The following is a 24,441-nucleotide window of genomic DNA, read 5'->3' as shown; positions in this document are numbered from 1 at the left end:
GATTTGCCCCGCACTTCCCCGCTCACTGCACGGCCTTCCTTCCCGCTGCCTCGACGCGTTCCGCGCCCCGCGCCGGGGTCGACGAACGGTCGGCGAGACGGCGCAATGGCGTTCTTTCGTGCGGCGTAGGTTCCGACCGTGCCGGGCGCCGTACCGGGTCTTCTCCCGCTCGGCTCCGGCCGGCGACCCTACCCCCCTCGGTCGCTCGTCGGTCGCGTGCGCCACCTCCTCCAGCGCACTGCGGCGCACTCTACGCCCTGTGCGGGCTGGCCCTTTTGATCGGGGTCAACAAGTAGGCCGGTCGCGCCGAGTTGGAAGTCGATGCGGCTCGTGGTTCGCGCCGGCGCAGGTCCGCGATCCCGCAGGAGTCAAGCTCGATTTCCTCGTTGGTCATGACGAACGAAGACGAAACGGTACTTGCGCCGCTCCTTCGCAACGTCGCTTCAGGCGACGATTTCCTGGCCGCGCTCCTGCACCAAGGGCAAGCGCTCGAGGGCCGTGCCCGTGGGCCGCTGCTGGCCGATTTTCCACTTCCGCACCGTCGAAAGGCGGGTGTTCGGAAGGCGGGCGAACACCGCCTGGCTGACCCGCGCGGCTTCGCGGATTGGCTCGATCTGCTCCGGCGCGAGGGGCGCCACGGGCGGCAGGCGCAGGCGGTCGAGTTCCCGCATCGTGTTTTGATCCCTCACGCCGGCCTGGTGCCGTCCGCCGGCCGTCTCGTGGGCAGTCTCAAGAATCCTGTCGATGTTGCTGCGCTCTAGACCACGTCACGCCATTCCCGATCTGCTGGTGAGCTTGGCCCCGGCAGGCGGCCACGTCATGATCGACGCCATGGGCACTCGGCCAACGCGTGGTCGGGGGACGAACTCTGCCATAATGCCAGGGATTCGCCAGCACCCAGGGCATGGCCGCGCCGGGCCGGGCCCCGGCGGTCTGGTGCGCAAGTTTCCTTTCCTCCTTGTCCTGCCTGCCGATGCCTACTCTGCTGCTGGTTGATGGATCGTCCTATCTTTACCGTGCCTTCTATGCGCTACCCGATCTGCGCACGACGACGGGCGAGCCGACCGGCGCGCTGCATGGCGTCCTGAACATGCTGCGCCGCCTGGAAAGCGACTACCAGGCGGCGAGTGTGGCTTACAAGGCGTGCGTCTTCGACGCCAAGGGAAGAACCTTCCGCGACGACTGGTATCCGGAGTACAAGGCCAAGCGGCCGCCGATGCCTGACGACATGGCGCGCCAGATCGAACCGCTGAACATCGCCATCGCGGCTCTCGGTTGGCCCGTGGTGATCATCGACGGCGTCGAGGCCGACGACGTCATCGGCACGCTGGCCAGGCAGGCCGCGGCGGCCGGCGTCGAGGTGGTGGTGTCTACCGGCGACAAGGATCTGGCGCAACTCGTCGGCCCGCGAGTCAGGTTGATCAATACGATGAGCAACGAGGCGCTAGACGAGGCCGGCGTATGCGCCAAGTTCGGCGTGCCGCCGGAGCGCATCGTCGACTATCTGGCGCTCGTCGGGGACGCGGTCGACAACGTTCCGGGGGTCGACAAGGTGGGGCCGAAGACCGCCGTCAAGTGGCTGAGCCAATACGGCTCGCTCGACGGGCTGATCGCCGCCGCGCCGTCGATGGCTGGCGTGGTTGGCGAGAATCTTCGCCGGTCGCTCGATTTCCTGCCTTTGGCGAAGCGCTTGTTGAGCGTGCGCTGCGATCTCGAGTTGCCGTTCGCGCTGACCGACCTGACGCCTCGTCCAGTCGACCGCGAGCGCCTGGTCGAGCTCTTTACGCGCTACGAGATGCAATCCTGGCGGCGCGACGTGCAGGCCGCGGAGTCGGCCGCTGGCGCGCGGCCTGCCATGGCGGCCGAGAGCGCCGGCTTGCCGGCCGTCCACTCGGGCGTGCCGCCGGGTGGCACGCACCGGGCGGCCTACGAGACGATCGTCGATTGGCCAACCTTCGACGGCTGGCTGCGCAAGATCGAGGGGGCCGCGCTGACCGCCCTCGATACGGAAACGACCAGTCTCGATCCGCTGGCGGCGCGTATCGTCGGCCTGTCGCTCGCTGTCGCGCCAGGTGAGGCGGCCTATCTGCCGCTCGCGCACGATTACCCCGGAGTGCCGGTACAACTGCCGCGCGACCCAGTGCTGGCGCGTCTGAAGCCGTGGCTGGAATCGCCCGGTCACGCCAAGATCGGTCAGCACCTGAAATACGATCAGCACGTCCTGGCCAACCACGGCATCGCGCTGGCCGGTGTCCGGCACGATACGCTGCTGCAATCCTACGTGCTCGAATCCGGCAAGGATGGCGCGCGCGGCCATGATCTCGGGCAATTGGCGGCGCGCCACCTCGGCCTGTCGACCATCGCTTACGAAACGCTGTGCGGCAAGGGGGCGAATCAGATCGGCTTCGACCAGGTGGCGATCGACCAGGCCGCCGACTACGCGGCCGAAGACGCCGACCTCTGCCTGCGTTTGCACACGGTGCTTTATCCGCAGATCCGCTCGGACACCGGGTTGGCGCGTGTTTATGAGGCGATCGAAATGCCGGTGCGCGATATTTTGTTCCGCATGGAGCGTCACGGGGTGCTGATCGACAGCGCACGCCTGAACCGTCAGAGTCACGAAATCGGCAGGCGGCTGCTCGAACTCGAGCAACTTGCGCACTCTGCCGCCGGCCAGCCGTTCAACGTGAACTCGCCGAAACAACTGGCGGAGATCCTGTTCGACAAGCTCGGCCTGCCGGTGAAGAAGAAGACGCCGTCGGGAACGCCGTCGACCGACGAGGAGGTGCTCTCCGAACTGGCACTCGACTACCCGTTGCCGAAAATCCTGCTCGAATCCCGGCAACTCGCCAAGCTCAAAGGCACCTATACCGACAAACTGCCCAAGATGGTCAACAGCGCCACCGGGCGCGTACACACTAGCTACGCGCAGGCGGTGGCGGTCACCGGCCGATTGGCGTCGAGCGACCCGAACCTGCAGAACATTCCGGTACGCACGGCCGAAGGCCGGCGCATCCGCGCCGCCTTCATCGCGCCGCCCGGCAGTTCGCTCGTCTCGGCCGACTATTCGCAGATCGAACTGCGGATCATGGCCCACCTGTCGCAGGACCCACGTCTGCTCGAAGCCTTTGCGCAGGGCGAGGACGTGCATCGGGCGACGGCGGCGGAGATCTTCGGCGTCCGGCCCGACGAGGTCGGTCCCGACCAGCGGCGCGTCGCCAAGGTCATCAACTTTGGACTGATCTACGGCATGAGCGCCTTCGGCCTGGCGCGCGAACTGGCTCTCGAACGCAGCGCCGCACAAGCCTACATCGAGCGCTATTTTGCCCGTTACCCCGGCGTGGCGCGCTATATGGCGACGACGCGCGAGACGGCCAAGGCCAGGGGTTACGTCGAGACGGTTTTCGGCCGCCGGCTGTGGCTGCCGGAAATTCGCTCGAGTCAGGCTGGCCGCCGCCAGGGCGCCGAACGGGCGGCGATCAACGCCCCGATGCAGGGTTCGGCGGCCGATCTGATCAAGTCGGCGATGATTGCCGTGCAAGGCTGGCTGGACGCCGAGTGCCGGCGCAGCCGCCTCTTGCTGCAGGTGCACGACGAATTGGTGCTCGAAGTGCCGGACGACGAGTTGCCGGCGGTACGTAGCGCGTTGCCCCGGCTGATGACCGAGTTCGCCGGATTGCGCGTGCCTTTGGTGGTCGATGTCGGTGTCGGTGCCAATTGGGACGAGGCGCATTGAGCCCTTCGATGGCGGAATGCCGCGCGCCGGCCTGCGGCGCGCTTCGGGTGCGCTCCGACCGCGCAGCCACGGGGGAAGCAAGGGGAGAGGCTGAATCGTCGTCGGGGTTACGTCCGCGGCCGGCGTGCTGACTGGCGAGTGGGCGGTCGAGTCAGCATTGTGGAGCCGCGTTTGGAAACTGTCCCCGGCCTCTCACTCGGCTTGCGCGGCGGTACCACGAGCGGCTTTGACGCTGGGCACATAGGCGAAATCGGCGATCAGGATGTGGTTGTAGAACCAGCCGTTGATCAGAAAGTGGACTTTCTCGGCGATCTCGTCCAGCGTCATCTGCTTGGCGTTCTCGAGCAGTTCGATGAGCATGCGGCGGAACTCCGCGTGCAGGCGCTTATGTGCTTCCAGGCCGGGGTAGTGACAGGCGGCCATCATCTCTTCTTCTTCGCGCAGATGCACCTTGACGTATTCGGTCAACATCGCGAGTGATTTCAGCACCCTGATGTGTTCGCCGTTGCCCGCGAAGGTGGCGGCCAGTTCAAACAGTTGCCGGTGCTGCGCATCGATTGTCGGCAAGCCGACTTCGATTTTCGATGACCACTCGGCCAACTCAAATTTCATTCCTTTCTCCATCCATGGTCGTCGGCTTGCCGGTCAGGACGAAAGCGGGCCCGCCAGGTCGATTTGATCCGAGAGGGCCAGCCAGCGATCCTCGAGCGTTGCCAGCTCTTCAGCAATCTGCTTCAGCCGCCTGCCGGTCGCCGCCAGATCGTGAGGCGACAGCACGGTGGACAAGCGGGCTTCGAGAGAGTGCTGCTCCTTTTGCAACTCGAGCAGATCCTGCTCGATCCTGCCTTGGTCGCGTTGCAGTGCCTTGAGGTTCCCGGGCGTCTTTTTTCCTTCGCCGGCGGCGTCCGACCGCGCCGGCTGCCTGGCGCCCTTCGTCGTTTCTCTGAGGCTTTCGCGGTTGCGTCTGGCTTCGTCGAGCAGGTAGCGCTGGTAGTCGTCGAGGTCGCCGGCGAAGTCCTCCACGCCGCCACGCGCCACCAACCAGAATTCGTCGCATACCGAGCGCAAGAGCGCCCGATCGTGACTGACGAGCATGACGCTTCCTTCGAATTCGTTGAGCGCCATCGATAGCGCTTCACGAGTGGCGAGATCGAGATGGTTGGTGGGTTCGTCGAGCAGCAACAGGTTGGGACGCTGCCAGACGATCATACACAGTACGAGACGTGCCTTCTCGCCGCCGCTCATCGTGCCGACCGGCTGCTTGACCATTTCGCCGCTGAAGTTGAACGTGCCAAGGAAGGTGCGCAAGTCCTGCTCGCGGTCGCTTTGTCCGTTCGCCGCGCCTTCCCTGGCCAGGCGCAGCAGGTGTTCGAGCGGGGTTTCGGCCGGGCGCAGGACGTCCAGTTCCTGTTGCGCGAAGTAGCCGATGTTGAGGCCACGTCCCGCGTGGATGACGCCAGCGGTGCAAGTCAGGACGCGCGCGATCGTCTTGACCAGCGTCGACTTGCCCTGGCCGTTGGCGCCAAGGATACCGATCCGCTGACCGGCCAGTACCGACCGCCTGACTTGGCGGACGATCACGGTCGGCGGCGTACCGGCCGGAGCGTCCGCTGGTGGCGGATAGCCGAAGGAGGTGTCTTCCATGACCAGCATCGGGTTGGGCAGGCTGGCCGGTTCACGGAACTCGAAACTGAAGTCGGCGCTGGTCAGTATCGGCGCCAGGCGCTCGATTCTTTCCAGCGCCTTGATCCGGCTCTGCGCCTGTCTGGCCTTGGTGGCCTTGGCCTTGAAGCGAACAATGAAACTCTGCAGGTGGGCGATTTTCTCCTGCTGCTTCTGATACGCGTTCTGCTGCAGTTCCAGTTGCTGGGCGCGCAGTTCCTCGAAGGCGCTGTAGTTGCCGCCATAACGCGTCAGCTTGCCGTTTTCCAGGTGCAGCGTCACCGTGCTGACCGCGTCGAGAAACTCCCGATCGTGGCTGATCACCAGCAAGGTGCCCGCGTAGCGTTTGAGCCAGGACTCGAGCCAAACCAGAGCGTCGAGGTCGAGGTGATTGGTCGGCTCGTCGAGCAGCAGAAGATCGGACGGGCACATCAGCGCCCGCGCCAATTGCAGACGCATTCGCCAGCCCCCCGAGAAGCTGTCGACCGGTTGGTCGAGGGCGCTCGGTTTGAAACCCAGGCCGAGGATCAGCGTCTGCGCGCGCGCCTGCGCATCGTGTGCGCCGGCGTCGTGCAAAACCATGTAGGCGTGCGCCAGTCGCTCGCCGTCGCCGGCGGCTTCGGCCAGGCGCAGCTCGGCCTGCGCGGCGAGCAGCGCTGTATCGCCGCCGAGCACGAAGTCGGTCGCGCTGTCGGCGCTGGACGGCATTTCCTGCGTGACCTGCGCCAGGCGCCAGTGCGCGGGGCGCGAGAACTCTCCGGCGTCTTCGTGCAGGCTGCCGTCGAGCAGCGCGAACAGGGTCGTCTTGCCGGCTCCGTTACGGCCCACGAGGCCCGCCTTTTCGCCCGGGTTGACGGTCACTGATGCCCCATCCAGCAGGGCCTTGCCGCCACGGCGCAGGGTGACGCCCTGCAGGGTGATCATGCCGCGGCGACTATGGCCGATCGACCGGCGGTGGCCGCGCGGCGGTGTTCGGGCGCGGCGCGGTCGAGCTTCATCGGAAGATCACGGTCTTGTTGGCGTGCACCAGCACCCGGTCTTCGAGGTGGTAACGCAAGCCGCGCGCGAGAACCGCCTTTTCGATGTCCTTGCCGTAGCGCACCATGTCTTCGACCGAATCGGAGTGGTCGATGCGAATCACGTCCTGCTCGATGATCGGTCCCTGATCCAGCTCACTGGTGACGTAGTGGCAGGTGGCGCCGATCAGCTTGACGCCGCGCTGGTAGGCCTGGTGGTAGGGGCGGGCACCCACGAAGCTCGGCAGAAAGGAATGGTGAATGTTGATCATCTGGCCGGGGTAGCGGTCGCACAGGTCGGGCGGCAGGATTTGCATGTAGCGCGCGAGCACCATCGTGTCACCCTTGACTTCGTCGTAGATGCGGCGGATCTCGGCGTAGGCGGCTGGCTTGTTGTCCGGGTTGACCGGCACGTGGTGGAAGGGGATGCCGTGCCATTCCACGAGTGCCTTGAAGGAGTCGTGATTCGAGATGACGCAGCAAATCTCGATATCGAGTTCCTTGGATTGCCAGCGCGAAAGGAGATCGTAGAGGCAATGCTCCTGCTTGCTGACCATGATCACGACGCGCCGTTTCACCGCCGAATCACTGATCTTCCAGGTCATCGACAGTTCGTCGGCGAGTGGCCGAAAGCGCTCGCGGAACTCAGCCAGGTGGAAGGGTAGGGAATCGGCTCGCACTTCCATGCGCATGAAGTAGCGGCCATCACGGTCACCGTTGCCGTCGTCGGCATGATAGCTCGATTCGAGGATCCAGCCGCGATGCTGAGCGATGAAGCCCGAGACGCGCGCAATGATGCCGACCTGATCCGGGCAGGATCCGGACAAGGTGTAGAAGCGTCGCACTGGCATCAGCCGGCGGATGCCCGGCGCAGTTGGGCAGTAAAGGCCTGGTCGATTGCCGCGCGCAGTTCGGGATAGGTGTGGGTCACTGGAAACTGCGGGAACTCACGACTGACGTTCTCGGGCGGGTGAAAGAGTATGCCCGCGTGGGCCTCGGAGAGCATGGCCGTGTCGTTGTACGAATCGCCCGCCGCAACGACCGAAAACTGCAGATCCTTCAATCGCCGCACCGCCTCGCGCTTCTGATCGGGCATGCGCAGTCGGTAGTTGACCAGTCGGCCGTCAGCGTCGGTGACCAGACTGTGGCAGAACAGCGTCGGCCAGCCAAGCTGCCGCATCAGCGGGTGGGCGAACTCGTAGAAGGTATCCGACAGAATGATCAACTGGTAGGCTTCACGCAGTTCGTCAACAAAGGAGCGCGCACCGTCGAGCGGGCCCATCTCGGCGATGACCTGCTGGATGTCGCGCAGCCCGAGACCCTTGTCAGCCAGCAGGCGCAGGCGATACTTCATCAGCTTGTCGTAATCCGGTTCGTCGCGCGTGGTCAGGCGTAACTCGGGGATGCCGGTGCGCGTGGCGAACTCGATCCAGATTTCAGGGACCAATACGCCTTCGAGGTCGAGGCAGACGATTTGCACGGCGGGCTCCCAGAAGCTGTGTTGGGCTTAAAGCGGCGATTCTACCAAATCTCCTGCGCCGGGGCCTCGATAGCGACAGGATGGTCGGCGAACGAGCGGCCAGCGGTTCGAGAAGGCCCGACTTGCGCGCTGGCGAGGATGTCCAGACGCCGGCCTCGGCGATATATAGTGCACGGGTGTTCGGTTCGCACGCCCGACGGGTGCGTAAGGAGAAATTGATGTCTGTGAGCGGTTGGCTGGGAGGGTTTTCGCTGTGCTTGCTGTGCTCCGGGGCGGTGGCCGGAGACGAGGCGGCGCCGCCGCCGGAGGTTCCACAGACGCTCGAAGAGGCGACGGCGCAGCGCGCGCGGGCCGAAGCGATGCGCGCCGAGGCGGAGCGCCTGCACACGGACGAGCAGGCCCGGTGCTATCGCAAATTCCTAGTCAACGATTGTCTCATCGAGGCCAAGAAGCGCTATACCGAGGCGATCGTCGAAGCGCGCCGGCTCGACCAGCCGGCACGGGAGTTCGAGCGCGAGGCCAAGAGGCAGGAACTGGCCGCCAAGGAAGCGCAGCGGGCGGTCGACCTGGCGCGGCGCGAAGCCGAGCAAAAAGAAAGCGCCGAGCGTTATCGCAGCGAGGAAGCGGCGAAGGCGGCCGAGCGCGAAAAGAAGCTGGCGGACAAGGCTCGGCAGGCCGAGGAAGGGCGCCGGAAAGCGGCGGCGGACGAAGCGCGTCGCCAGGCCAAGCTCGAGAAACGGGCCAAACAGGACGCCGAGCGGGCGGCAAAGAAATCCGCTAGTCAGTAAGTCGTGGCGGCCGCGCGATCGGCTTTCTCGGCCTGCTGGGCATGGTCAGGAAGGCGGGCGGTCAGCGTTCAGCAAATCGTCCGGCGTCGCCGCGAGAAACCTCGCCGCCGGCGTCCATCGACCAGGGATGTGACGACAGGCCCAGACGACGAGTTGCTGAATCACTGGCAGCAACTCCGCCCCCTTTCGGGTGAGGAAATACTCGTAACGAACCGGTTTCTCCTGGTAGACGCGCCGCTCGACAATGCCCAGCTTTTCGAGGCGGCGCAAGCGACTGGCAAGTATGTTGGTGGGAATGCCTTCCGGTGACGATTGGAAGTCGCCAAACCGGCGCTTGTCCACGATCATGTCGCGAACGATGACCAGAGTCCACTTGTCTCCCAGCAGGTCCAGGGCGGAAGCCAGGGGACATCGGGAACGGTAGTTTTCATCGGTTTCGGAGTTCACGGCGCTTACTCTAACCGCGGCATCGTGATGTTTGCAAATTCACACTTGCAAATAACAAGTCTCTGTGCCACCCTACGCAAGTGACTTTTGATTTGCAAGTCACGCGTTTGTTGTCCTATTCACTTGAGGAGAAACTCATGGATGATCCCACCCAGACAGCCCCAAGCTTGGCAGGTGCCTGCTTATGTCGCGCGGTGCGTTACGAAGTCCACGCCAGTCCGGTCATGACCGGCATCTGCTATTGCACCAGTTGCCGAAAACTGAGCGGCGCCGGGCATGCTTTCCACGCCTTGTTCCCCGCGGCGGCGGTGAAGGTCGAAGGCGACGTTCGCGACTACCGGTGGATGGCCGACAGCGGCCATCAGGTGACCACCAGTTTCTGCCCGATCTGTGGCAGCCCGCTGTTCGGCCGAAGTTCCGGCATGCCGGGAACCCTCACGCTACGCGTCGCCAGCCTGGAGGACCCCTCCGCCATCCAACCCCAGATGGCGATCTACGTCGACCGCCTTCTCCCTTGGGACCATCTCGACCCGTCCTTGACCGCCTTCCCTGCCATGCCACCAATGGAAAAGCCGGCATAAACGTGGTGCCATCCGAACCAGCGCCAGGATGACGCCGGTTCGGCGGGGCTGACTGGCCCCCGGTCTGAAGGTCGGCGCGGAGTGGCGCGGCGCTTCGTCAGTCCAGTCCCCGGCGGCGTCGTTCGGCCGTCGGCGACCAGCGAAACCATGGTTCGCGCTTTCGTGGCCGTGCTGGACTCGCCGACCATCGAACTGTAAAATCGGTTCCCCGCGCAAAAAAAGCCAGTTGATGATCGTTTCCATAATACAACCATGTTTCGTGCCCTGGCTCGGTTATTTTGAACAGATGGCCCTGGCCGATGTTTTCATCTATTTGGACGACGTCCAGTACACGAAAAAGGATTGGCGCAACAATAACCAACTGAAGTCGCCATACGGTGCCAAGCCGATCCACGTTCCGGTGAGCAATGCTTCGACCGGAATATTGATCAACGAGGCGCTGATTTCCTACAATGAAAAATGGGAAGAGGTTATCTTGAACAAGTTGCGCGAATGGTACAAGAAGGCACCGTTTTTTAGCCAGGTCGTGGCACTGGTCGAGTCCGTCATACACCGGAAATATCAGAAGCTGGTTGACTTGAATTATGGACTGAATGCCGCTATTTGCCAGTACGTCGAAATCGATACCCCGACCCTGCGTGCCTCCGACATTCCCAAGCGAACGGTGGACAAGAACGCCAGGATCCTCGAGCTCTGTCAGCACTGCCCAGGGATCAAGGTCCTTTACGACGGGAAGTCGGCGCAGCGTTTTCTCGATGTCGAACTGTTCAAAAAAAACGGCATCGAGGTCGTTTTCCAGGACTATGTTCATGTGCCCTACAGACAACTTTGGGGAGATTTTCTGCCTTACATGTCGGTGCTCGATCTGCTGATGAACCATGGCCCGAAGTCTCTGGGAATGATCGTCAACGACTGCTCGGTGGCGAGACTGAGTAGCGCGCTGGGGCGTCGATGAGAACTTGCCCGGTGTCCGGCAGCGAGGCATGGGAGCCGGTTTACTCTTCGGTCGGCGGCCGTATCATGACCGGCGACCAGCGAATCGTCAGCGGACGGCTTGCCAAGCTCATCTGTCCGGCGAGTGGCGTGGTGGCCAACGAACTGGCCTTTTCGCCAGACGAGTTGGAAGTGCTGTATGGCCGCGAGTACGAGTTGAATACTTTGGGCAGAGAGGAGCATTTTTTTTATACGCCACAAGGCATCGTCGCCAGATCGCAAGTCTTTTTCGAGTGGGTTGTCCCTCATCTGCCGGAAAACTTCGACTCATTGTTGGAAATCGGTTGTGGCGAGGGCAATCTTCTCGCGAGGATTGCCGCGCGCTATCCCGAGCGCAACTGCGCCGGCTTCGACGGCAGCCATAAGGCGGCGCAGCTCGCGCGTGCCAAGGGGCTGAAGGTCGAACAGTGCATTATAGACGGCGAGCGGCCGATTCCCACGGCCGATGTTTTTCTGCTGGTCAACGTAATTGAGCATATCGAGGACATACCCTTGCTGCTCGCCTGTCTCCGGAATTCCTTGAGCGAGCGCGGCCGACTTATATTCTGCCTGCCCATTCAGGATTATGGCGGTTACGACGTATTCTTTGCCGAACATGTCTGGCATTTTACGGCCGATCAATTCGCGTGTATTTTGAGAAGGAATGGCCTGACGATCGTGCACAGCGACACCGAGCATGCGATCAATCACGGGATCGGTCTCTTCGTGTGCGAAAAATCGGCTGGCGAAGCGCCGCCGGTAGCCACCGCCTACAGCGACGTCATACGGCAGAACGTGGCCGTCTGGCGGGATAGATTTCGCCAGCTCGACGACTATGTCACGGCTCATCGCTTTGGCCGAGTGGCGATTTTTGGCGCCGGCGAGGTTGCCACTCTATTTCTGACTTTTACTTCCTTGGCGCGCTGCAATATTGTCGCCTGCATCGATGACACCAAGAGTCCCGGCGAAGAAAAGCACGGCATTCCGATTTATGGCTCCGAGTGGCTGACCGAACACCAGGTGGATTGCTTGTTTCTGACTGTAAACCAGAAATATCATGCGCGGATTAGGGACAAGCTGCGGGACGTAGCGGTCAGGATTCATGCGATCTATTGAAGTTCGTGTTCGTTACTGCGCCGACTGGCGCATTCAAGAGCGGCTGGCCAGGCTGCCCGCCGCATTCCTCGACCACCAACTTGGCCTATGATCGGTACCCGGTGAAAAATTATTTGTTGATTTTGCCGATTGCTATTCTCGTGACCTACAGCCAGATCGTCGTCAAGTGGCGTTCGCTCACCGCAGATCAACCCGCGCCATCGGGTTTTCCCGAGCATCTCGTGCACTTTGTTACCGATCCGGTCGTTCTGTCGGCCTACCTGGCGGCGCTCTTTGCCTCTTTTGCCTGGCTTTTTGTCATTACGAAGCTGCCTTTGACCGTCGCCTTCCCCGTTTATATCGGTCTTACCTTCGCCATGGTCATCTTCGGAGGCTGGTTCTTTCTTTCCGAAACATTGAGCACGACGAGAGTGCTGGCTGTTTTTCTGATCTTTGGTGGAATCGTTTTGGGAGTGGCCTCGGATGCCTGACGGGCATCCACCGACGATCGACCTTTGGTTGGCCGAGGTTCGTCTGCTCTTCGTCGACGTGGCGCCCGCTTTATTGTCGCTCTTCGACAGCTATGCTGCGGAGGCGGCATTTGGCCGGCGTTACATCGCGGCCGACCTCGAACGACTGGTGCCCGGGGCGAGGATCCTGGAGGTCGGCGCGGGATCGCTGCTGCTGAGTTGCCAGTTGATGAGAGAAGGATTCGCCGTCACCGCTCTCGAGCCAGTCAGCGTGGGGTTTTCGCATTTTGATGAGATGCGGCGGCTGGTCTTGGAGAAGGCGCGTGCTTTGGCTTGCTGCCCGGAAATCATTGACCAGGCGGCCGAAGTGCTCGCTGTTGACCAGCGCTTCGATTATGCATTTTCGGTCAACGTGATGGAACATGTGGACGACGTGGCGCTGGTGCTGAAGAACGTCGGCCGGAGCATGCGGGTCGGCGCCAGCTATCGCTTCACTTGTCCGAATTATCTTTTCCCCTATGAACCGCACTTCGACATCCCGACCCTGTTTTCGAAACGCTTAACGGAAAGACTGCTCGGGGAGAAAATATTCGCCAGCTCGAGAATGGGCGATCCCGCCGGCACATGGCAATCGCTCAACTGGATAACTGTTCCTCAACTCAAGAGGTATGTTCGACGGCTGACGGGGCTCAGGTTGACGTTCAACCGCTCCATGCTGGTATCGACTTTGGCCCGCGTCGCTTCGGATCCCGATTTCGCTGGTCGTCGCTCGCCGGCTTTACGCCGTCTGCTGATGATGATGGTTCGCTGGCGCATGCATCATTTGTTCGGCGGCATTCCGGCTGCTCTGCAACCAATCATGGATTGCCGCCTCGAGAAAATCGGCGAGTGTCAGGAGATCTGATGGCACAGATTACCCACGGTGTGCGGGCCGTTCTATCACACCCGCTGATCTATTCGTCGTTTCAGTCGCTCATGGGAGCGCATCGGAATCGGCAGAACTTTGCCGCCAATTACGTCAAACCGTTCAGCGGGATGAAGGTGCTCGACCTGGGTTGCGGCCCGGCGCACATCCTTGCCTATCTGCCGGAAGTGGATTATTGGGGCTTCGATATCAGCGAAGCCTATATTGCACAGGCCAAGGCGAAGTTCGGACCACGTGGCCGCTTCAACTGCAAACAACTCGAACAGGAAGATCTCGCCGCCCTACCGAAGTTCGACGTCGTTCTGGCGATGGGGCTGATGCATCATCTGGACGATTCGGTGGCCGTCGGCGTCCTGCATCTGGCGCATGAGGCACTGCAGGCCGGCGGCCGATTGTTGACCACCGATCCCTGTCTGGACCCGTCACAGAGTTTTCTGGCCGGCATTTTGGTGCGCAACGACCGTGGCCAGAATGTGCGTGATAAGGAAGGGTATCGGGCCTTGGTGGAAAGGGTGTTTTCGTCACCACGCGTTGAGGTGCACCATCAAGTATGGATTCCGTACACGTATTGTTTCATGGAATGCCGGAAATGACCCGGCGATCGATCGCACCGACGGAGGCTTGAGGTGAACAGCGTGAAAATTCCCTTCAATCGGCCTTACATGACAGGAAAGGAACTCTACTATATTGCCGAAGCGAAGTTCGGGAACATGCTGGCCGGCGACGGCCCTTTCACCAAGCGTTGTCATCAGTGGCTGGAGCAACGCACCGGCGCGGCTAAAGCGTTATTGACTCATTCCTGTACCGCCGCTTTGGAAATCTCGGCCTTGTTACTGGATATTCGGCCGGGCGACGAAGTCATCATGCCGTCCTACACCTTCGTTTCAACGGCCAATGCTTTTGCTCTACGCGGTGGCGTTCCGGTTTTTGTGGATATTCGTGAAGACACCTTGAACCTCGACGAGAGTTTGGTCGAAGGCGCCATCAGCTCGCGTACCAAGGCGATCGTCCCGGTGCACTATGCCGGGGTGGCCTGCGAGATGGATGCCATGCTGGCGATTGCGCAGCGGCACGGTCTCAAGGTGGTGGAAGATGCGGCGCAAGGCGTCATGTCGAGCTACAAGACGCGCCCGCTGGGCAGCATCGGCGACCTGGGGGCTTACAGCTTCCATGAGACGAAGAACGTCATTTCAGGCGAGGGCGGAGCGCTGTTGGTCAACGATCGCGAGCTCGCCTTGCGTGCCGAGATCATTCGCGAAAAAGGCACCGATCGCAGCCGCTTTTTTCGGGGTGAGGTCGACAAATACACTTGGCAGGAGCTTGGCTCATCTTTTCTCCCGGGCGAACTCATCGCCGCATTTCTCTGGGCGCAATTGGAAGAGGCGGAAAGGATTACCGAAGATCGCTTGGCGAGTTGGCAGCGCTATCACACACTACTCGAAGCGCTGGAGGCCAAGGGCCTGCTTCGTCGCCCGGTCGTGCCTGAGGATTGCCAGCACAATGCGCACATGTATTACGTCCTGTTAGCGTCTGGTATCGACCGGCAGCAGATACTGGATGAACTACGGCGTGAGCAGATTTACGCCTTGTTTCATTACGTCCCTCTCCATTCGTCGCCCGGCGGGCAGCGGTACGGCCGAGTGTGCGGTGAATTGACCGTCACCGATAGATGCGCTCAGAGCCTTCTCCGTTTGCCGCTATGGCTCGGCATCAGCGCCGAACAGCAAAGCCGGGTCGCCGACACGCTGCGCGATGCCTTGCTGCGCGCCGGATAATCAAAAGGCGAATCCTCTCGCGCCGCTCGGGTCGGAGAGACTCGTCGGCGCCGGCTAGTCAGTTCAATTCTCAGTGATGAAAATTTCAGCGTACAGATCGATTTTTCACGCCTTGCCGGATCAGCAACTGCTGGTGCTGAGCTATGTCTTTGCTCATTGCGGCGTGTTCTTCGTGCTGCCAGCGATCTACTGGGATGACTGGGTATTGTTTGGCCACGCGGCGGGCGACATTCTGGCGCGCTTCAAGATGGCCGGCACGCCATTCGGACTCTACGCCCAGCTACACAACTACATGCAGCTTCTCGGGCCGATCGGTTACAAGTGCGCTACTTTTTTGCTCTATCTGGGATCGGCCGTCGCTTTCTACAAGATCTTGGCCCGCCAGCAATGGCTGACCAGCGAAAGCCGTTTCCTGATTGCCTTGCTGTTTGCCGTGCTGCCTTTTAACTTTGCGCGGATAATCGGCATAACACTGCCCTACGCGCTGAGTAATTTCCTTTTCTTTCTCGCCTGGTATTGGCTCTTGACGCACAAAGTGCTCGCCGGCGGGCTGTTCCTGTTCGCCTTCTTTACTCAATCTTACTTGGTTTTCTACCTCTTGCCGATACTCGAACTGCTGCGCCGTGAATTATTTTTGTCCGGGTTTTCGTGGCGCGGCGATCTGCCGCGAGAAGCGTTGCTTTGGACACTCCGGAACCTTCCCCTGGTGGCCTTGCCGGTGGTCGTTTTCCTGATCAAGACCTTATATTTTCCGCCGACCGGGTTCTATGCCGGCTATAACGAGGGTTTTGGCCTGGAGAAGTTGTGGCCGACGCTGAAAATCGTTTATTCCGATTTTATCGGGCAAGACCTGTCGTTGCCACTGTTGGTCATCGGCTTGCTGCTGGCGCGTGCGCTGCTGTCGCGCGTCAAGGGTATCTTTCCCGATTGCAGCGTGCTCCTGGCGGGTCTGATCGCCATTGCGCTGGCACTCTTTCCCTATCTGATCCTCGGCTTGGCACCGGTGTTCGAGGAATGGCCGGCTAGTCGCCATCAGCTCTTGTTACCTTTGGGAGTCGCCTGCCTGACGGTGGGAGGGGTCGGTTACCTGGGGCCGGCGTTGGCCCGTCATGCCATTGGATTGGTATTGGCAATATCCTTTGCCATGAACTTCAATGCCTACTATGTTGCCTATCTGGACTGGCGCAAACAGACCGCCGTGCTCGAATTCTTGCGTGATAGCGACTTCAAACAGGCGGATGTCATTTTGCTCGACGATCGAACCGAAACTCGATTCCGACGAACGCTCGGCTTCTACGAATGGAGTGGGATAGTCAGGCTGGCCTATGGCGACGATCGTCGATTCGCCATGCGGATCGACGAGTATCCAAACTATCTAGGCGGCAGGTATGACCAATACTTTCTCCCGATGTATAATGCGGGGCACCACAAGCGACACGATGAAAACGCGGTGCGAGTCTTGGTCATCGATTATGTGAAGCAGATCGGGGCGCCGCCCCTGATGTTCGGTCGGCAGAACTATTCGATAAGGCTGGCACCTGTCGAGTCACTGAGGAAAGATTTATGCAGAGTGTGCTCGTAACCGGGGCGTCCGGGTTTCTTGGCCAGGCGGTTTGCCGCGCGCTTCTGCACCGCCGGCATCGGGTGCTTGCCATGGCACGCCAGCCCGCCGGCTGGTCGCATCCGGACCTGCAAACCTGGCTGGTCAAGGATATCGCCGCGATTCCCGCTGACGAGTTCGAACTCTTGAAGAAAGTCGATACGGTGGTGCATTGCGCCGGGCGGGCGCACAAACTCCGGGACGACGCTGCGGATCCTCTGGTCGAGTTTCGTCGGATCAATGCCGAAGCCAGCGTGAACCTGGCACGCCGAGCGGCCGATGCGGGAGTCAAGCGCTTCATTTTCGTCAGTTCGATCAGCGTGAATGGGAGCACTTCCGGCGCGAAGCCGTTTCGGGACGATGATCCGCCCGCTCCCGATACTCCTTATGGCCAGTCCAAATGGGAGGCCGAGCAAGGCTTGATGGCGCTGCACGCGGAAAGTCGCATGACGATGCACATCGTTCGTCCGCCGATGATCTACGGTCCGCAGGCGCCGGGCAATTTTGCCTTGCTTGCCAAGCTCGTGGCCAGGGGCTGGCCCTTGCCGTTTGGCGCGCTGCATGCACCGCGCAGTTTCGTGGCCAGAGACAACGTCGTGGATCTCCTGGTTCATCTGGTGCGTCACCCCGACCCGCCGTCGGGCGTCTTTCTGGTCGCGGATTCCGAAACGGTGCCCACCACGGAATTCGTGCGAACGATGGCTCAGGCGATGGGCGTGACGCCCCGGCTGCTGCCCGTTCCCGCGCGGCTGCTCGAAATGATGGCCGGCCTGTTTGGCCGCGGTGACCAGATACGCAAGATGGCCGTTCCGCTGGCGGTGGATAGTTCGTCGACCTGTCGGCGGCTGGGCTGGACGCCACCAGTGGCTCTGCGTGTTGCGATGCAGCGCGCGCTGGCCCCCAGAATCGATGAAGGTTACGAAGAGGAGCAAACCGCGTGAGCAGAGTCTTCATCATTGCCGAAGCCGGCGTCAACCACAATGGCAGCGAGGCGATGGCGCTGCAACTCGTCGACATCGCCGCCGCCAGCGGTGCGGATGCCATCAAGTTTCAAAGTTTCTCGGCCGACAAACTGGTTGCCAAAGGGACCGCCAAAGCGGCCTATCAGCAACGCACGACCGGTGCCGGTGACCAGCATAGCATGTTGCGCGCACTCGAGCTTTCCGACGCGGTGTACCAACGGCTGGCCAAGGCGTGCGCCGAACGTGGCATCGAGTTCATGTCTACGCCCTTCGACGAAGGCGCCGCGGACATGCTTCTCTCGCTCGGCATGAAACGGATCAAGGTGCCGTCCGGCGAAATTACCAACTTGCCGTTCTTGCGTTACCTCGCGCAGAAGAGGCTGCCAATGATCATTTCCAGCGGCATGGCGGATTTGGCCGAGATAGGGAGCGCGATGGCTGCCGTGCGCGAGGTTTGGTCGGCGCCGGACGGCGACGTTTCGGACGACCGGATCACCGTGTTGCACTGTACGTCCAACTATCCGGCGGAGTTTCGAGACGTCAATCTGCGGGCGATGAAATCGATTGCCGATGCGTTTCGGATTCCCGTAGGTTACTCCGACCATACCCGAGGTATCGCCGTGGCCACCGCCGCAGTAGCGCTGGGAGCCGTGGTCATCGAAAAGCACTTCACCATCGATACCTCCCTTCCCGGACCGGACCACAGCGCGTCGCTGACACCGACCGAACTGACGTCGCTGGTGCAGAGCATTCGCGCGGTCGAGCAGTGTCTGGGTGATGCCGAGAAACGGCCGACGGCCTCCGAAATGCCTATCCGGGCCCTGGTACGCCGCAGCGTCACACTGGCGGTCGAACGAAAGGCAGGCGATGTGCTTGCCGCGAGCGACCTGGTGCTGTTGCGTCCCGGTAGCGGAATCGCGCCGGCCGAACTTGACGAGGTGGTCGGCAGGACGCTGCGGCGCGACCTTACCGCGGGCACGACTTTGCGGTGGTCGGACCTGAAATGACACGCCGTATCTGCTACGTCAGCGGCACGCGCGCCGACTTCGGCCTGATGCAGTCCACGCTCCAGGCTATCCATCGGTCGCCGGATTTGCGTCTCGACGTCCTCGTCACGGGCATGCACCTGAGTGCCGCCCATGGCTACACGGTGAGCGAGATTTGCTCCGCCGGCTTGACCATCAGGGGGCAGGTGCCGCTCGACCTGGAACCCGCCACCGGTGCCACGATGGCGCGCAACATCGGCCAGATGATCTGGCGGTTTGTGGACGAGCTGGAGGTCGATCGGCCCGATTTCGTGCTGCTGCTGGGTGATCGGGGGGAAATGCTGGCGGGCGCCGTCGCCGCCATCCACTTGAATGTTCCGGCCGTCCATATTCACGGAGGAGAGCGCTCGGGTACGGTCGACGAACCTGTTCGTCATGCCATATCCAAGCTCGCGCACTATCATTTCGTGGCGACCGACGCGTCTCGTGAGCGTCTCATCAGGATGGGAGAATCGGCTGAGCGGGTATTCGGTACCGGTGCGCCAGGGCTCGACGGACTGGAGGCGCTGGCCGACTTGCCGCGCGACGCGCTTTGTCGCTCGGAGGGACTGGATGAAACTCGTCCGCTGGCCCTGATGGTCTTTCATCCGGTGTTGCAGGAAGCCGAGTCGGCCGGAGAATCGGCGCGGACGATCATGGAAAGCCTGGCTTCGCGTCGTTGCCAAGTCGTTGCCTTGCTGCCCAACTCGGATGCCGGAAGCAGTCACATCCGGGAGGTGCTGCTCGCGCAACAGAGCAACCCTGAAGTCCGGTTGCTGACCCATTTGCCAAGAGCCGAATTCGCCTCCTGGATGGCCTGTTGCGACGTGCTGATCGGCAACTCCAGCGCCGGGATCATCGAAGCCGCCACCTTCGGCACACCGGTGCTCAACCTTGGGTGCCGACAGAATCTGCGCGAACGCAACGCCAACACTCTCGACGTCCGACTGGACAAGGGCGAAATCATCGCGGCCCTCGATCGTGCGCTGAGCCATGGCCGTTTCGCGCCTGCCAACGTCTATGGTGACGGGAAGGCAGGGCCACGCATCGTGGATTTGCTTTCCTCGCTGCCGATCGACGCCGATTTGATGGCCAAGACCAATGCCTATTAAGACTGTACATCTGCTCGGTGCCGGCGGGCATTGCCGCGTCGTGATCGACGCGCTGTTGTGCTGCGGCTGGACTACAGCAGCGATCCGCGTGCGAGACGATCGTGCCGCGCTGGCGGGTTTGTCGATACTCGGATGCCGGGTGGAGACGCCGGTCCGTCCCGGTCGCCCCCTGTCTGGCAAAGTACACGCCGCCGTGGGGTCGGGTGCGATTCGGGAATCCCTGCTTCTCGACTCCACTCTCGCGCGCCGCGATTGGCTGGCGATCGTCCATCCGCGGGCCAGTGTGGCGGCTTCCGCGACGCTCGGCGAAGGCGTCTTCGTCGCCGCTCAGGCCGTCGTGGGGCCCTGCGCGCGCATCGGCGCGGCGACCATCGTCAATCATGGTGCCGTGGTCGATCACGACTGTTCGGTCGGCGACTTCTGCCACGTCGCTCCTCTCGCCTCACTGGGCGGTGGCGTACAGGTCGGGCGAGGCGTCCTGATTGGCGCGGGGGCCAGGGTTCTCCCGGAAATCAGGATCGGCGACGGCGTCGTCATCGGCGCTGGCGCGGTAGTCATCGGCCATGTGCCACCGGGCCAGACTTGGCAAGGTGTGCCCGCCCAGCCTTCACACAAAGGACAATGATGCACGATATCAAGCTCCTGGCCGTCAGTCGGAAGACGAGCCTCAGGGAAGCCCTTGCCAGACTCGACCTGACGGGCGCGGGGCTATTGTTGTTGGTGGGCACCGATGGTTGTTTCGAGCGCACGGTGACGGACGGTGACTTGCGCCGTTTGTTGCTCAACGGCGCCGGCCTGGACAGTTCACTCGAACAATTGCCGCCGAAGCAGTCACAAGTCATTGCCCGGGGCGCCAGCCGCAGGGAAGCGCTGGACCGCATGAATCATCACGGCATCAATCACTTGCCGGTGATCGACGAGAACAATCAGGTGGTCGAGGTGCTCGATCGGAAGGAAATCGATACGCAGATTCTCCTATCGACGCCGCACATGGGCGATACGGAACGCGATTACGTCGAAGAGGCCTTTCGCACCAACTGGATTGCTCCGCTGGGGCCCAATGTCGATGCCTTCGAACGCGAGTTGGCCGAAAAGGTCGGAGCCCGCCACGCGGCCGCCTTGTCGTCGGGCACCGCCGCCATTCATCTGGGCTTGCGCATCCTGGGTGTCGGCCAGGGCGACAGGGTATTCTGCTCGACCTTGACCTTCGCCGCCAGCGCCAACCCCATCGTCTATCAAGGAGCCGAACCTGTTTTCATCGATTCGGACGACAGCAGTTGGAACATGTCGCCGCTCGCTCTCGAGCGTGCCTTCGAGGCGGCCAGGAAAGAGGGCTGGCTGCCCAAGGCGGTAATCGTCGTCAGCCTCTATGGACAGAGCGCGGACATGGACCCGCTGATGAGCCTCTGCGAGCGCTACGGAGTTCCCATCCTGGAGGATGCGGCGGAATCTCTCGGCGCGACCTACAAGGGCAGGGCGAGCGGCACGTTTGGTCGTATCGGGGTTTATTCGTTCAATGGCAACAAGATCATAACGACTTCGGGCGGTGGCATGCTGGTCTCGGACGATGCCGACGTGGTGGCCAAAGCGCGCTATCTGTCGACTCAAGCGCGCGATCCTGCGCCGCATTATCAGCATTCGGAGATCGGCTTCAACTACCGCATGAGCAACATTCTGGCCGGTGTCGGCCGCGGACAGCTGCGCGTTCTCGACCAACGGGTCGAGTCCCGGCGCGAAGTGTTTGCGTCCTACCGAACGGCGTTGGCCGACATTCCCGTCATCACCTGGATGCCAGAGCCCGACTGGAGCTATTCCACGCACTGGCTGACCGCCTGCACCATCTCGGCGGCGGCCGGCATCACGCGCTTGGAACTGATGCAGCGTATGGCGGCGGAGTTGATCGAAGTTCGGCCTCTCTGGAAACCGATGCACCTGCAGCCGGTATTCGCCGGCTGCCGCTATTTCACGGCGGGCAGCGACTCGGTGGCGGACCGGCTGTTCGATCAGGGTCTGTGTTTGCCGTCGGGGTCGAACATGCCGTCGGATCATGTCGACCGCGTCGTATCCGTGCTGAGAAAGTACCTGCGCTGAGGGGTGCAATGAAGCGGCTGTTCGATATCTTCCTTTGCCTGCTGGTCGTGCCGGTGCTGATTCTGCCGATTTGTCTCATCGCCCTGGCCGTGCGGCTGACCTCCAAAGGGCCGGTGTTGTACTGGTCCGATCGGGTGGGCAAAAACAACCGTTTGTTCGGCATGCCCAAGTTCCGTAGCATGAGGGCCGACACACCCGCCGTGGCCACGCACCTGCTGCGGGAACCGGAGATCTATCTGACGCGTATCGGTTCATTGCTGCGCAGGAGCAGTCTGGACGAACTGCCGCAACTCTGGAGTATCCTGAAGGGCGACATGAGCTTTGTCGGACCGCGCCCCGCGCTGTTCAATCAGGATGACCTGATCGCCTTGCGCACGCAGTGCGGGGTGCATCAACTGGTGCCCGGGCTGACCGGCTGGGCGCAGGTCAACGGGCGAGACGAGTTGCCGATCCCCGAGAAAGTCGCCCTTGACCAGCAGTACCTTGAGCGGCAGTCGCTCGGCTTCGACATCAGGATACTGTGGCTGACCTGGGTGAAGGTGCTGCGGCGCGACGGGGTGTCGCACTGAGCGGCACGGCAACGATTGCCGCGGGCGCGGCGGGGAGACACGTGTCGGCGGAACTGGCTGAGGATTCCCGCGAGTTGCCGAGACTCTCAGTTGTTTCTGGCTGTCTGCAACGGAGGGGTTGTTTGTCTTGATTCGCGCAGAGCGGCAGGGTTGGCTAATCGGGTCTTCAAGAATGGAAGCATCGAGCCGAATGTTGAAAGCATTTTTGTCGTTGCCGAGAAGGCACAAACAAGCGATCGCCGTGGCGACGGATTTTCTGCTGCTGTTGCTCGCCTTCTGGTCGGCCCTCGCCCTGCGTTTCGAAACCTGGAATCCTCAACTGACTGGTCACGGGTGGCAGATGCTGGCGGCCCCGCTGGTCGCGATTCCGGTTTTCATCCGGCTCGGCCTGTACCGCGCCGTCACCCGCTTCATGGAGGATCGCGTGGTGTTCGTGGTGGCCGGCGGGGTGAGCCTGTCCGTCCTGCTGGTCGCCGCCATGGTGGCACTTACGCACACGCCGGGCCTGTCGCGCGGCGTGTTGGTGATCTACTGGTTGCTGGCCTGCCTTTACGTCGGTGCGTCGCGCTTTCTGGCACGCAGCCTGTTTCTCCGTGCCGAGCGCCGCCAGGATCAGCGCAAGCGGGTGGCGATCTACGGCGCTGGTCAGGCGGGAACGCAACTGGCGTATGCGCTGCGGGCCGGGCGCGAGTATCTGCCGGTGGCTTTTCTCGACGACAGTCCGGCCAAGCAGAAGACCGAGGTTGCCGGATTGCGGGTTCACGCACCACGCAAGCTGGCTTCGATGATCGCCAGCAAGCGGGTCGACGAGGTGTTGCTGGCCATTCCCTCGGCGAGCCGGGCCAGACGGGCCGAGATCATCGAGGCGATGGACGGCCTGCATTGCAAGCTCAAGCTGGTTCCCGGAATGGCCGATGTGGTCAGTGGAAATGTGTCGGTCGACGTCATCCGCGAGGTCGAGATCGAGGATTTGCTCGGCCGCGAATCAGTATCGCCTGATGCCGCCCTGCTCGGACGCTGCATTACCGGGAAAACGGTACTGGTTTCCGGGGCGGGTGGCTCGATCGGTTCGGAGTTGTGTCGCCAGATCGTACGGCTACAGCCCTCGCGGCTCGTGTTGCTCGAGCGTTCCGAGTTCGCGCTGTATTCGATCGAGCAGGAACTTGTCGCGCTGTGCGCGCGCCGCAAACTGTCTGTCGAGCTGATGCCGCTGCTCGGATCGGTGACCAATCGGCCGCGCAACGAACTGATGATGAAGAGTCTTGGCGTGCAGACGGTCTATCACGCGGCGGCGTACAAGCATGTACCCCTGGTCGAACACAATCCCATCGAAGGGATTCGCAACAATGCCGTAGGCACGCGGCGGTTGGCGGAGGCGGCGCTGGCGGCCGGCGTGGAGACTTTCGTCCTGATCTCGACCGACAAAGCCGTCCGCCCGACCAATGTGATGGGCGCCAGCAAACGGCTGGCCGAACTGATCCTGCAGGCGCTGGCGCGTCAAGGGGGCGTCACCCGTTTCTGCATGGTGCGCTTCGGCAATGTGCTGGGCTCCTCTGGTTCGGTGGTGCCGCTGTTCCGCAAACAGATCGCGGCGGGCGGGCCGATCACGCTGACGCATACCGAGATAACGCGTTACTTCATGACCATTCCCGAGGCCGCACAACTCGTGATACAGGCGGGTTCGATGGGTCAGGGGGGTGAAGTGTACGTGTTGGACATGGGCAAACCGGTTAGAATCCTCGACCTCGCTCGCCGCATGGTGCATCTGAGTGGGCTGGAGTTGCGTGACCAGGCGCATCCGGACGGCGACATCGCGATCGAGGTGGTTGGTCTTCGCCCAGGTGAAAAGCTGTACGAGGAGTTGCTGATCGGCGAGAACGTCGAAGGCACCTCGCACCCGCTGATCATGCGGGCTTACGAGCAGGAACTGCCGTGGACGCTGCTGAGTGAACGGTTGGAGCAACTGGAGACGGCCAGCCGGGATTTGGATTATGACAAGGTGCTGACCATCCTGGCTTCGCTGGTCGAGGAGTATGCTCCGGCCAGGCATGGCGATGACGAACTGCTGTGGCGCGCCATGGCCAGAACCGCCAAGGCTGGCGCGGTTGTGCATTGAACGTTCTTGGGAATCGGGA

At 61.9% G+C, this 24,441-nt stretch carries 23 protein-coding genes; 17 read left to right on the top strand and 6 right to left on the bottom strand.

Annotation, left to right across the window (positions count from 1 at the left end):
- Window positions 1-443: 443 nt before the first annotated feature.
- A complete protein-coding gene (locus Q1M07_RS14315) occupies window positions 444-671 on the bottom strand; it encodes a transcriptional regulator (protein ID WP_366984135.1) in 228 nt (75 codons plus the stop codon).
- A gap of 302 nt (window positions 672-973) precedes the next feature.
- Here Q1M07_RS14315 and polA point away from each other — a divergent pair, with 302 nt between their 5' ends.
- Window positions 974-3,736, top strand: a complete 2,763-nt coding sequence (polA, locus tag Q1M07_RS14310) for a DNA polymerase I (RefSeq protein ID WP_300454592.1) — start codon at window positions 974-976, stop codon at window positions 3,734-3,736.
- A gap of 192 nt (window positions 3,737-3,928) precedes the next feature.
- On the opposite strand, the gene Q1M07_RS14305 is transcribed toward polA, so the two are convergent.
- The 4 genes from Q1M07_RS14305 to thrH all read right to left on the bottom strand — a co-directional run bounded on the left by Q1M07_RS14305 (window position 3,929) and on the right by thrH (window position 7,894).
- A complete protein-coding gene (locus Q1M07_RS14305; protein WP_300454591.1) occupies window positions 3,929-4,348 on the bottom strand; it encodes a hemerythrin family protein in 420 nt (139 codons plus the stop codon).
- Between the two features lie 33 nt (window positions 4,349-4,381).
- Complete coding sequence (locus Q1M07_RS14300; RefSeq protein WP_300454590.1) at window positions 4,382-6,322, bottom strand: ATP-binding cassette domain-containing protein; 1,941 nt, start codon at window positions 6,320-6,322, stop codon at window positions 4,382-4,384.
- Between the two features lie 70 nt (window positions 6,323-6,392).
- On the bottom strand, window positions 6,393-7,265 hold the full coding sequence (gene purU / locus Q1M07_RS14295) for a formyltetrahydrofolate deformylase (protein ID WP_300454589.1): 873 nt from the start codon (window positions 7,263-7,265) through the stop codon (window positions 6,393-6,395).
- On the bottom strand, window positions 7,265-7,894 hold the full coding sequence (thrH, locus tag Q1M07_RS14290; protein WP_300454588.1) for a bifunctional phosphoserine phosphatase/homoserine phosphotransferase ThrH: 630 nt from the start codon (window positions 7,892-7,894) through the stop codon (window positions 7,265-7,267). The genes purU and thrH overlap by 1 nt, the downstream gene beginning before the upstream one ends.
- Before the next feature lie 218 nt (window positions 7,895-8,112).
- On the opposite strand from thrH, the gene Q1M07_RS14285 reads away from it, so the two are divergent.
- Window positions 8,113-8,682 (top strand): hypothetical protein, encoded by a 570-nt coding sequence (locus Q1M07_RS14285; RefSeq protein ID WP_300454587.1) that lies wholly within the window; start codon window positions 8,113-8,115, stop codon window positions 8,680-8,682.
- 45 nt (window positions 8,683-8,727) lie between these two features.
- Here the strand turns inward: Q1M07_RS14285 and Q1M07_RS14280 are convergent, their stop codons facing one another.
- Entirely contained in the window at window positions 8,728-9,129 is a 402-nt protein-coding gene (locus Q1M07_RS14280) for a helix-turn-helix domain-containing protein (protein WP_300454586.1), read from the bottom strand.
- Between the two features lie 137 nt (window positions 9,130-9,266).
- Here Q1M07_RS14280 and Q1M07_RS14275 point away from each other — a divergent pair, with 137 nt between their 5' ends.
- The 15 genes from Q1M07_RS14275 to Q1M07_RS14205 all read left to right on the top strand — a co-directional run bounded on the left by Q1M07_RS14275 (window position 9,267) and on the right by Q1M07_RS14205 (window position 24,422).
- Entirely contained in the window at window positions 9,267-9,710 is a 444-nt protein-coding gene (locus tag Q1M07_RS14275) for a GFA family protein (RefSeq protein WP_300454585.1), read from the top strand.
- 229 nt (window positions 9,711-9,939) lie between these two features.
- Window positions 9,940-10,665: a WbqC family protein gene (locus Q1M07_RS14270; protein WP_300454640.1), complete on the top strand. Its 726-nt coding sequence runs from the start codon at window positions 9,940-9,942 to the stop codon at window positions 10,663-10,665.
- 131 nt (window positions 10,666-10,796) lie between these two features.
- Window positions 10,797-11,798 carry a class I SAM-dependent methyltransferase gene (locus Q1M07_RS14265; RefSeq protein WP_300454584.1) on the top strand — a complete coding sequence of 334 codons (1,002 nt, stop codon included), beginning with the start codon at window positions 10,797-10,799 and terminating at the stop codon, window positions 11,796-11,798.
- The gene (locus Q1M07_RS14260) at window positions 11,795-12,268 is read left to right on the top strand and encodes a hypothetical protein (protein WP_300454583.1); all 474 of its coding nucleotides are present in this window, start codon (window positions 11,795-11,797) and stop codon (window positions 12,266-12,268) included. Before Q1M07_RS14265 ends, Q1M07_RS14260 begins: the two co-directional genes overlap by 4 nt.
- Window positions 12,269-12,296: 28 nt before the next feature.
- Window positions 12,297-13,151 (top strand): methyltransferase domain-containing protein, encoded by an 855-nt coding sequence (locus Q1M07_RS14255; protein ID WP_300454582.1) that lies wholly within the window; start codon window positions 12,297-12,299, stop codon window positions 13,149-13,151.
- Window positions 13,151-13,765 (top strand): class I SAM-dependent methyltransferase, encoded by a 615-nt coding sequence (locus Q1M07_RS14250; RefSeq protein ID WP_300454581.1) that lies wholly within the window; start codon window positions 13,151-13,153, stop codon window positions 13,763-13,765. The genes Q1M07_RS14255 and Q1M07_RS14250 overlap by 1 nt, the downstream gene beginning before the upstream one ends.
- 33 nt (window positions 13,766-13,798) lie before the next feature.
- Complete coding sequence (rffA, locus tag Q1M07_RS14245) at window positions 13,799-14,947, top strand: dTDP-4-amino-4,6-dideoxygalactose transaminase (RefSeq protein ID WP_300454580.1); 1,149 nt, start codon at window positions 13,799-13,801, stop codon at window positions 14,945-14,947.
- A gap of 76 nt (window positions 14,948-15,023) precedes the next feature.
- On the top strand, window positions 15,024-16,529 hold the full coding sequence (locus tag Q1M07_RS14240; protein WP_300454579.1) for a hypothetical protein: 1,506 nt from the start codon (window positions 15,024-15,026) through the stop codon (window positions 16,527-16,529).
- Window positions 16,511-17,488 carry an NAD-dependent epimerase/dehydratase family protein gene (locus tag Q1M07_RS14235; protein WP_300454578.1) on the top strand — a complete coding sequence of 326 codons (978 nt, stop codon included), beginning with the start codon at window positions 16,511-16,513 and terminating at the stop codon, window positions 17,486-17,488. The genes Q1M07_RS14240 and Q1M07_RS14235 overlap by 19 nt, the downstream gene beginning before the upstream one ends.
- Entirely contained in the window at window positions 17,485-18,516 is a 1,032-nt protein-coding gene (gene neuB / locus Q1M07_RS14230; protein ID WP_300454577.1) for an N-acetylneuraminate synthase, read from the top strand. The genes Q1M07_RS14235 and neuB overlap by 4 nt, the downstream gene beginning before the upstream one ends.
- On the top strand, window positions 18,513-19,646 hold the full coding sequence (neuC, locus tag Q1M07_RS14225; protein WP_300454576.1) for a UDP-N-acetylglucosamine 2-epimerase: 1,134 nt from the start codon (window positions 18,513-18,515) through the stop codon (window positions 19,644-19,646). The genes neuB and neuC overlap by 4 nt, the downstream gene beginning before the upstream one ends.
- Complete coding sequence (locus Q1M07_RS14220; protein WP_300454575.1) at window positions 19,636-20,271, top strand: NeuD/PglB/VioB family sugar acetyltransferase; 636 nt, start codon at window positions 19,636-19,638, stop codon at window positions 20,269-20,271. The genes neuC and Q1M07_RS14220 overlap by 11 nt, the downstream gene beginning before the upstream one ends.
- Complete coding sequence (locus Q1M07_RS14215) at window positions 20,271-21,737, top strand: aminotransferase class I/II-fold pyridoxal phosphate-dependent enzyme (protein WP_300454574.1); 1,467 nt, start codon at window positions 20,271-20,273, stop codon at window positions 21,735-21,737. The genes Q1M07_RS14220 and Q1M07_RS14215 overlap by 1 nt, the downstream gene beginning before the upstream one ends.
- 8 nt (window positions 21,738-21,745) lie before the next feature.
- Entirely contained in the window at window positions 21,746-22,306 is a 561-nt protein-coding gene (locus Q1M07_RS14210) for a sugar transferase (protein WP_300454573.1), read from the top strand.
- Window positions 22,307-22,496: 190 nt separating this feature from the next.
- Window positions 22,497-24,422 (top strand): nucleoside-diphosphate sugar epimerase/dehydratase, encoded by a 1,926-nt coding sequence (locus tag Q1M07_RS14205; protein ID WP_300454572.1) that lies wholly within the window; start codon window positions 22,497-22,499, stop codon window positions 24,420-24,422.
- The last annotated feature ends 19 nt before the right edge of the window (window positions 24,423-24,441 follow it).

Source organism: Accumulibacter sp., assembly GCF_029255285.1.
In the GTDB taxonomy this organism is placed as follows: Bacteria; Pseudomonadota; Gammaproteobacteria; order Burkholderiales; family Rhodocyclaceae; genus Accumulibacter.
This window is presented reverse-complemented; position numbering and strand designations above follow the sequence as displayed.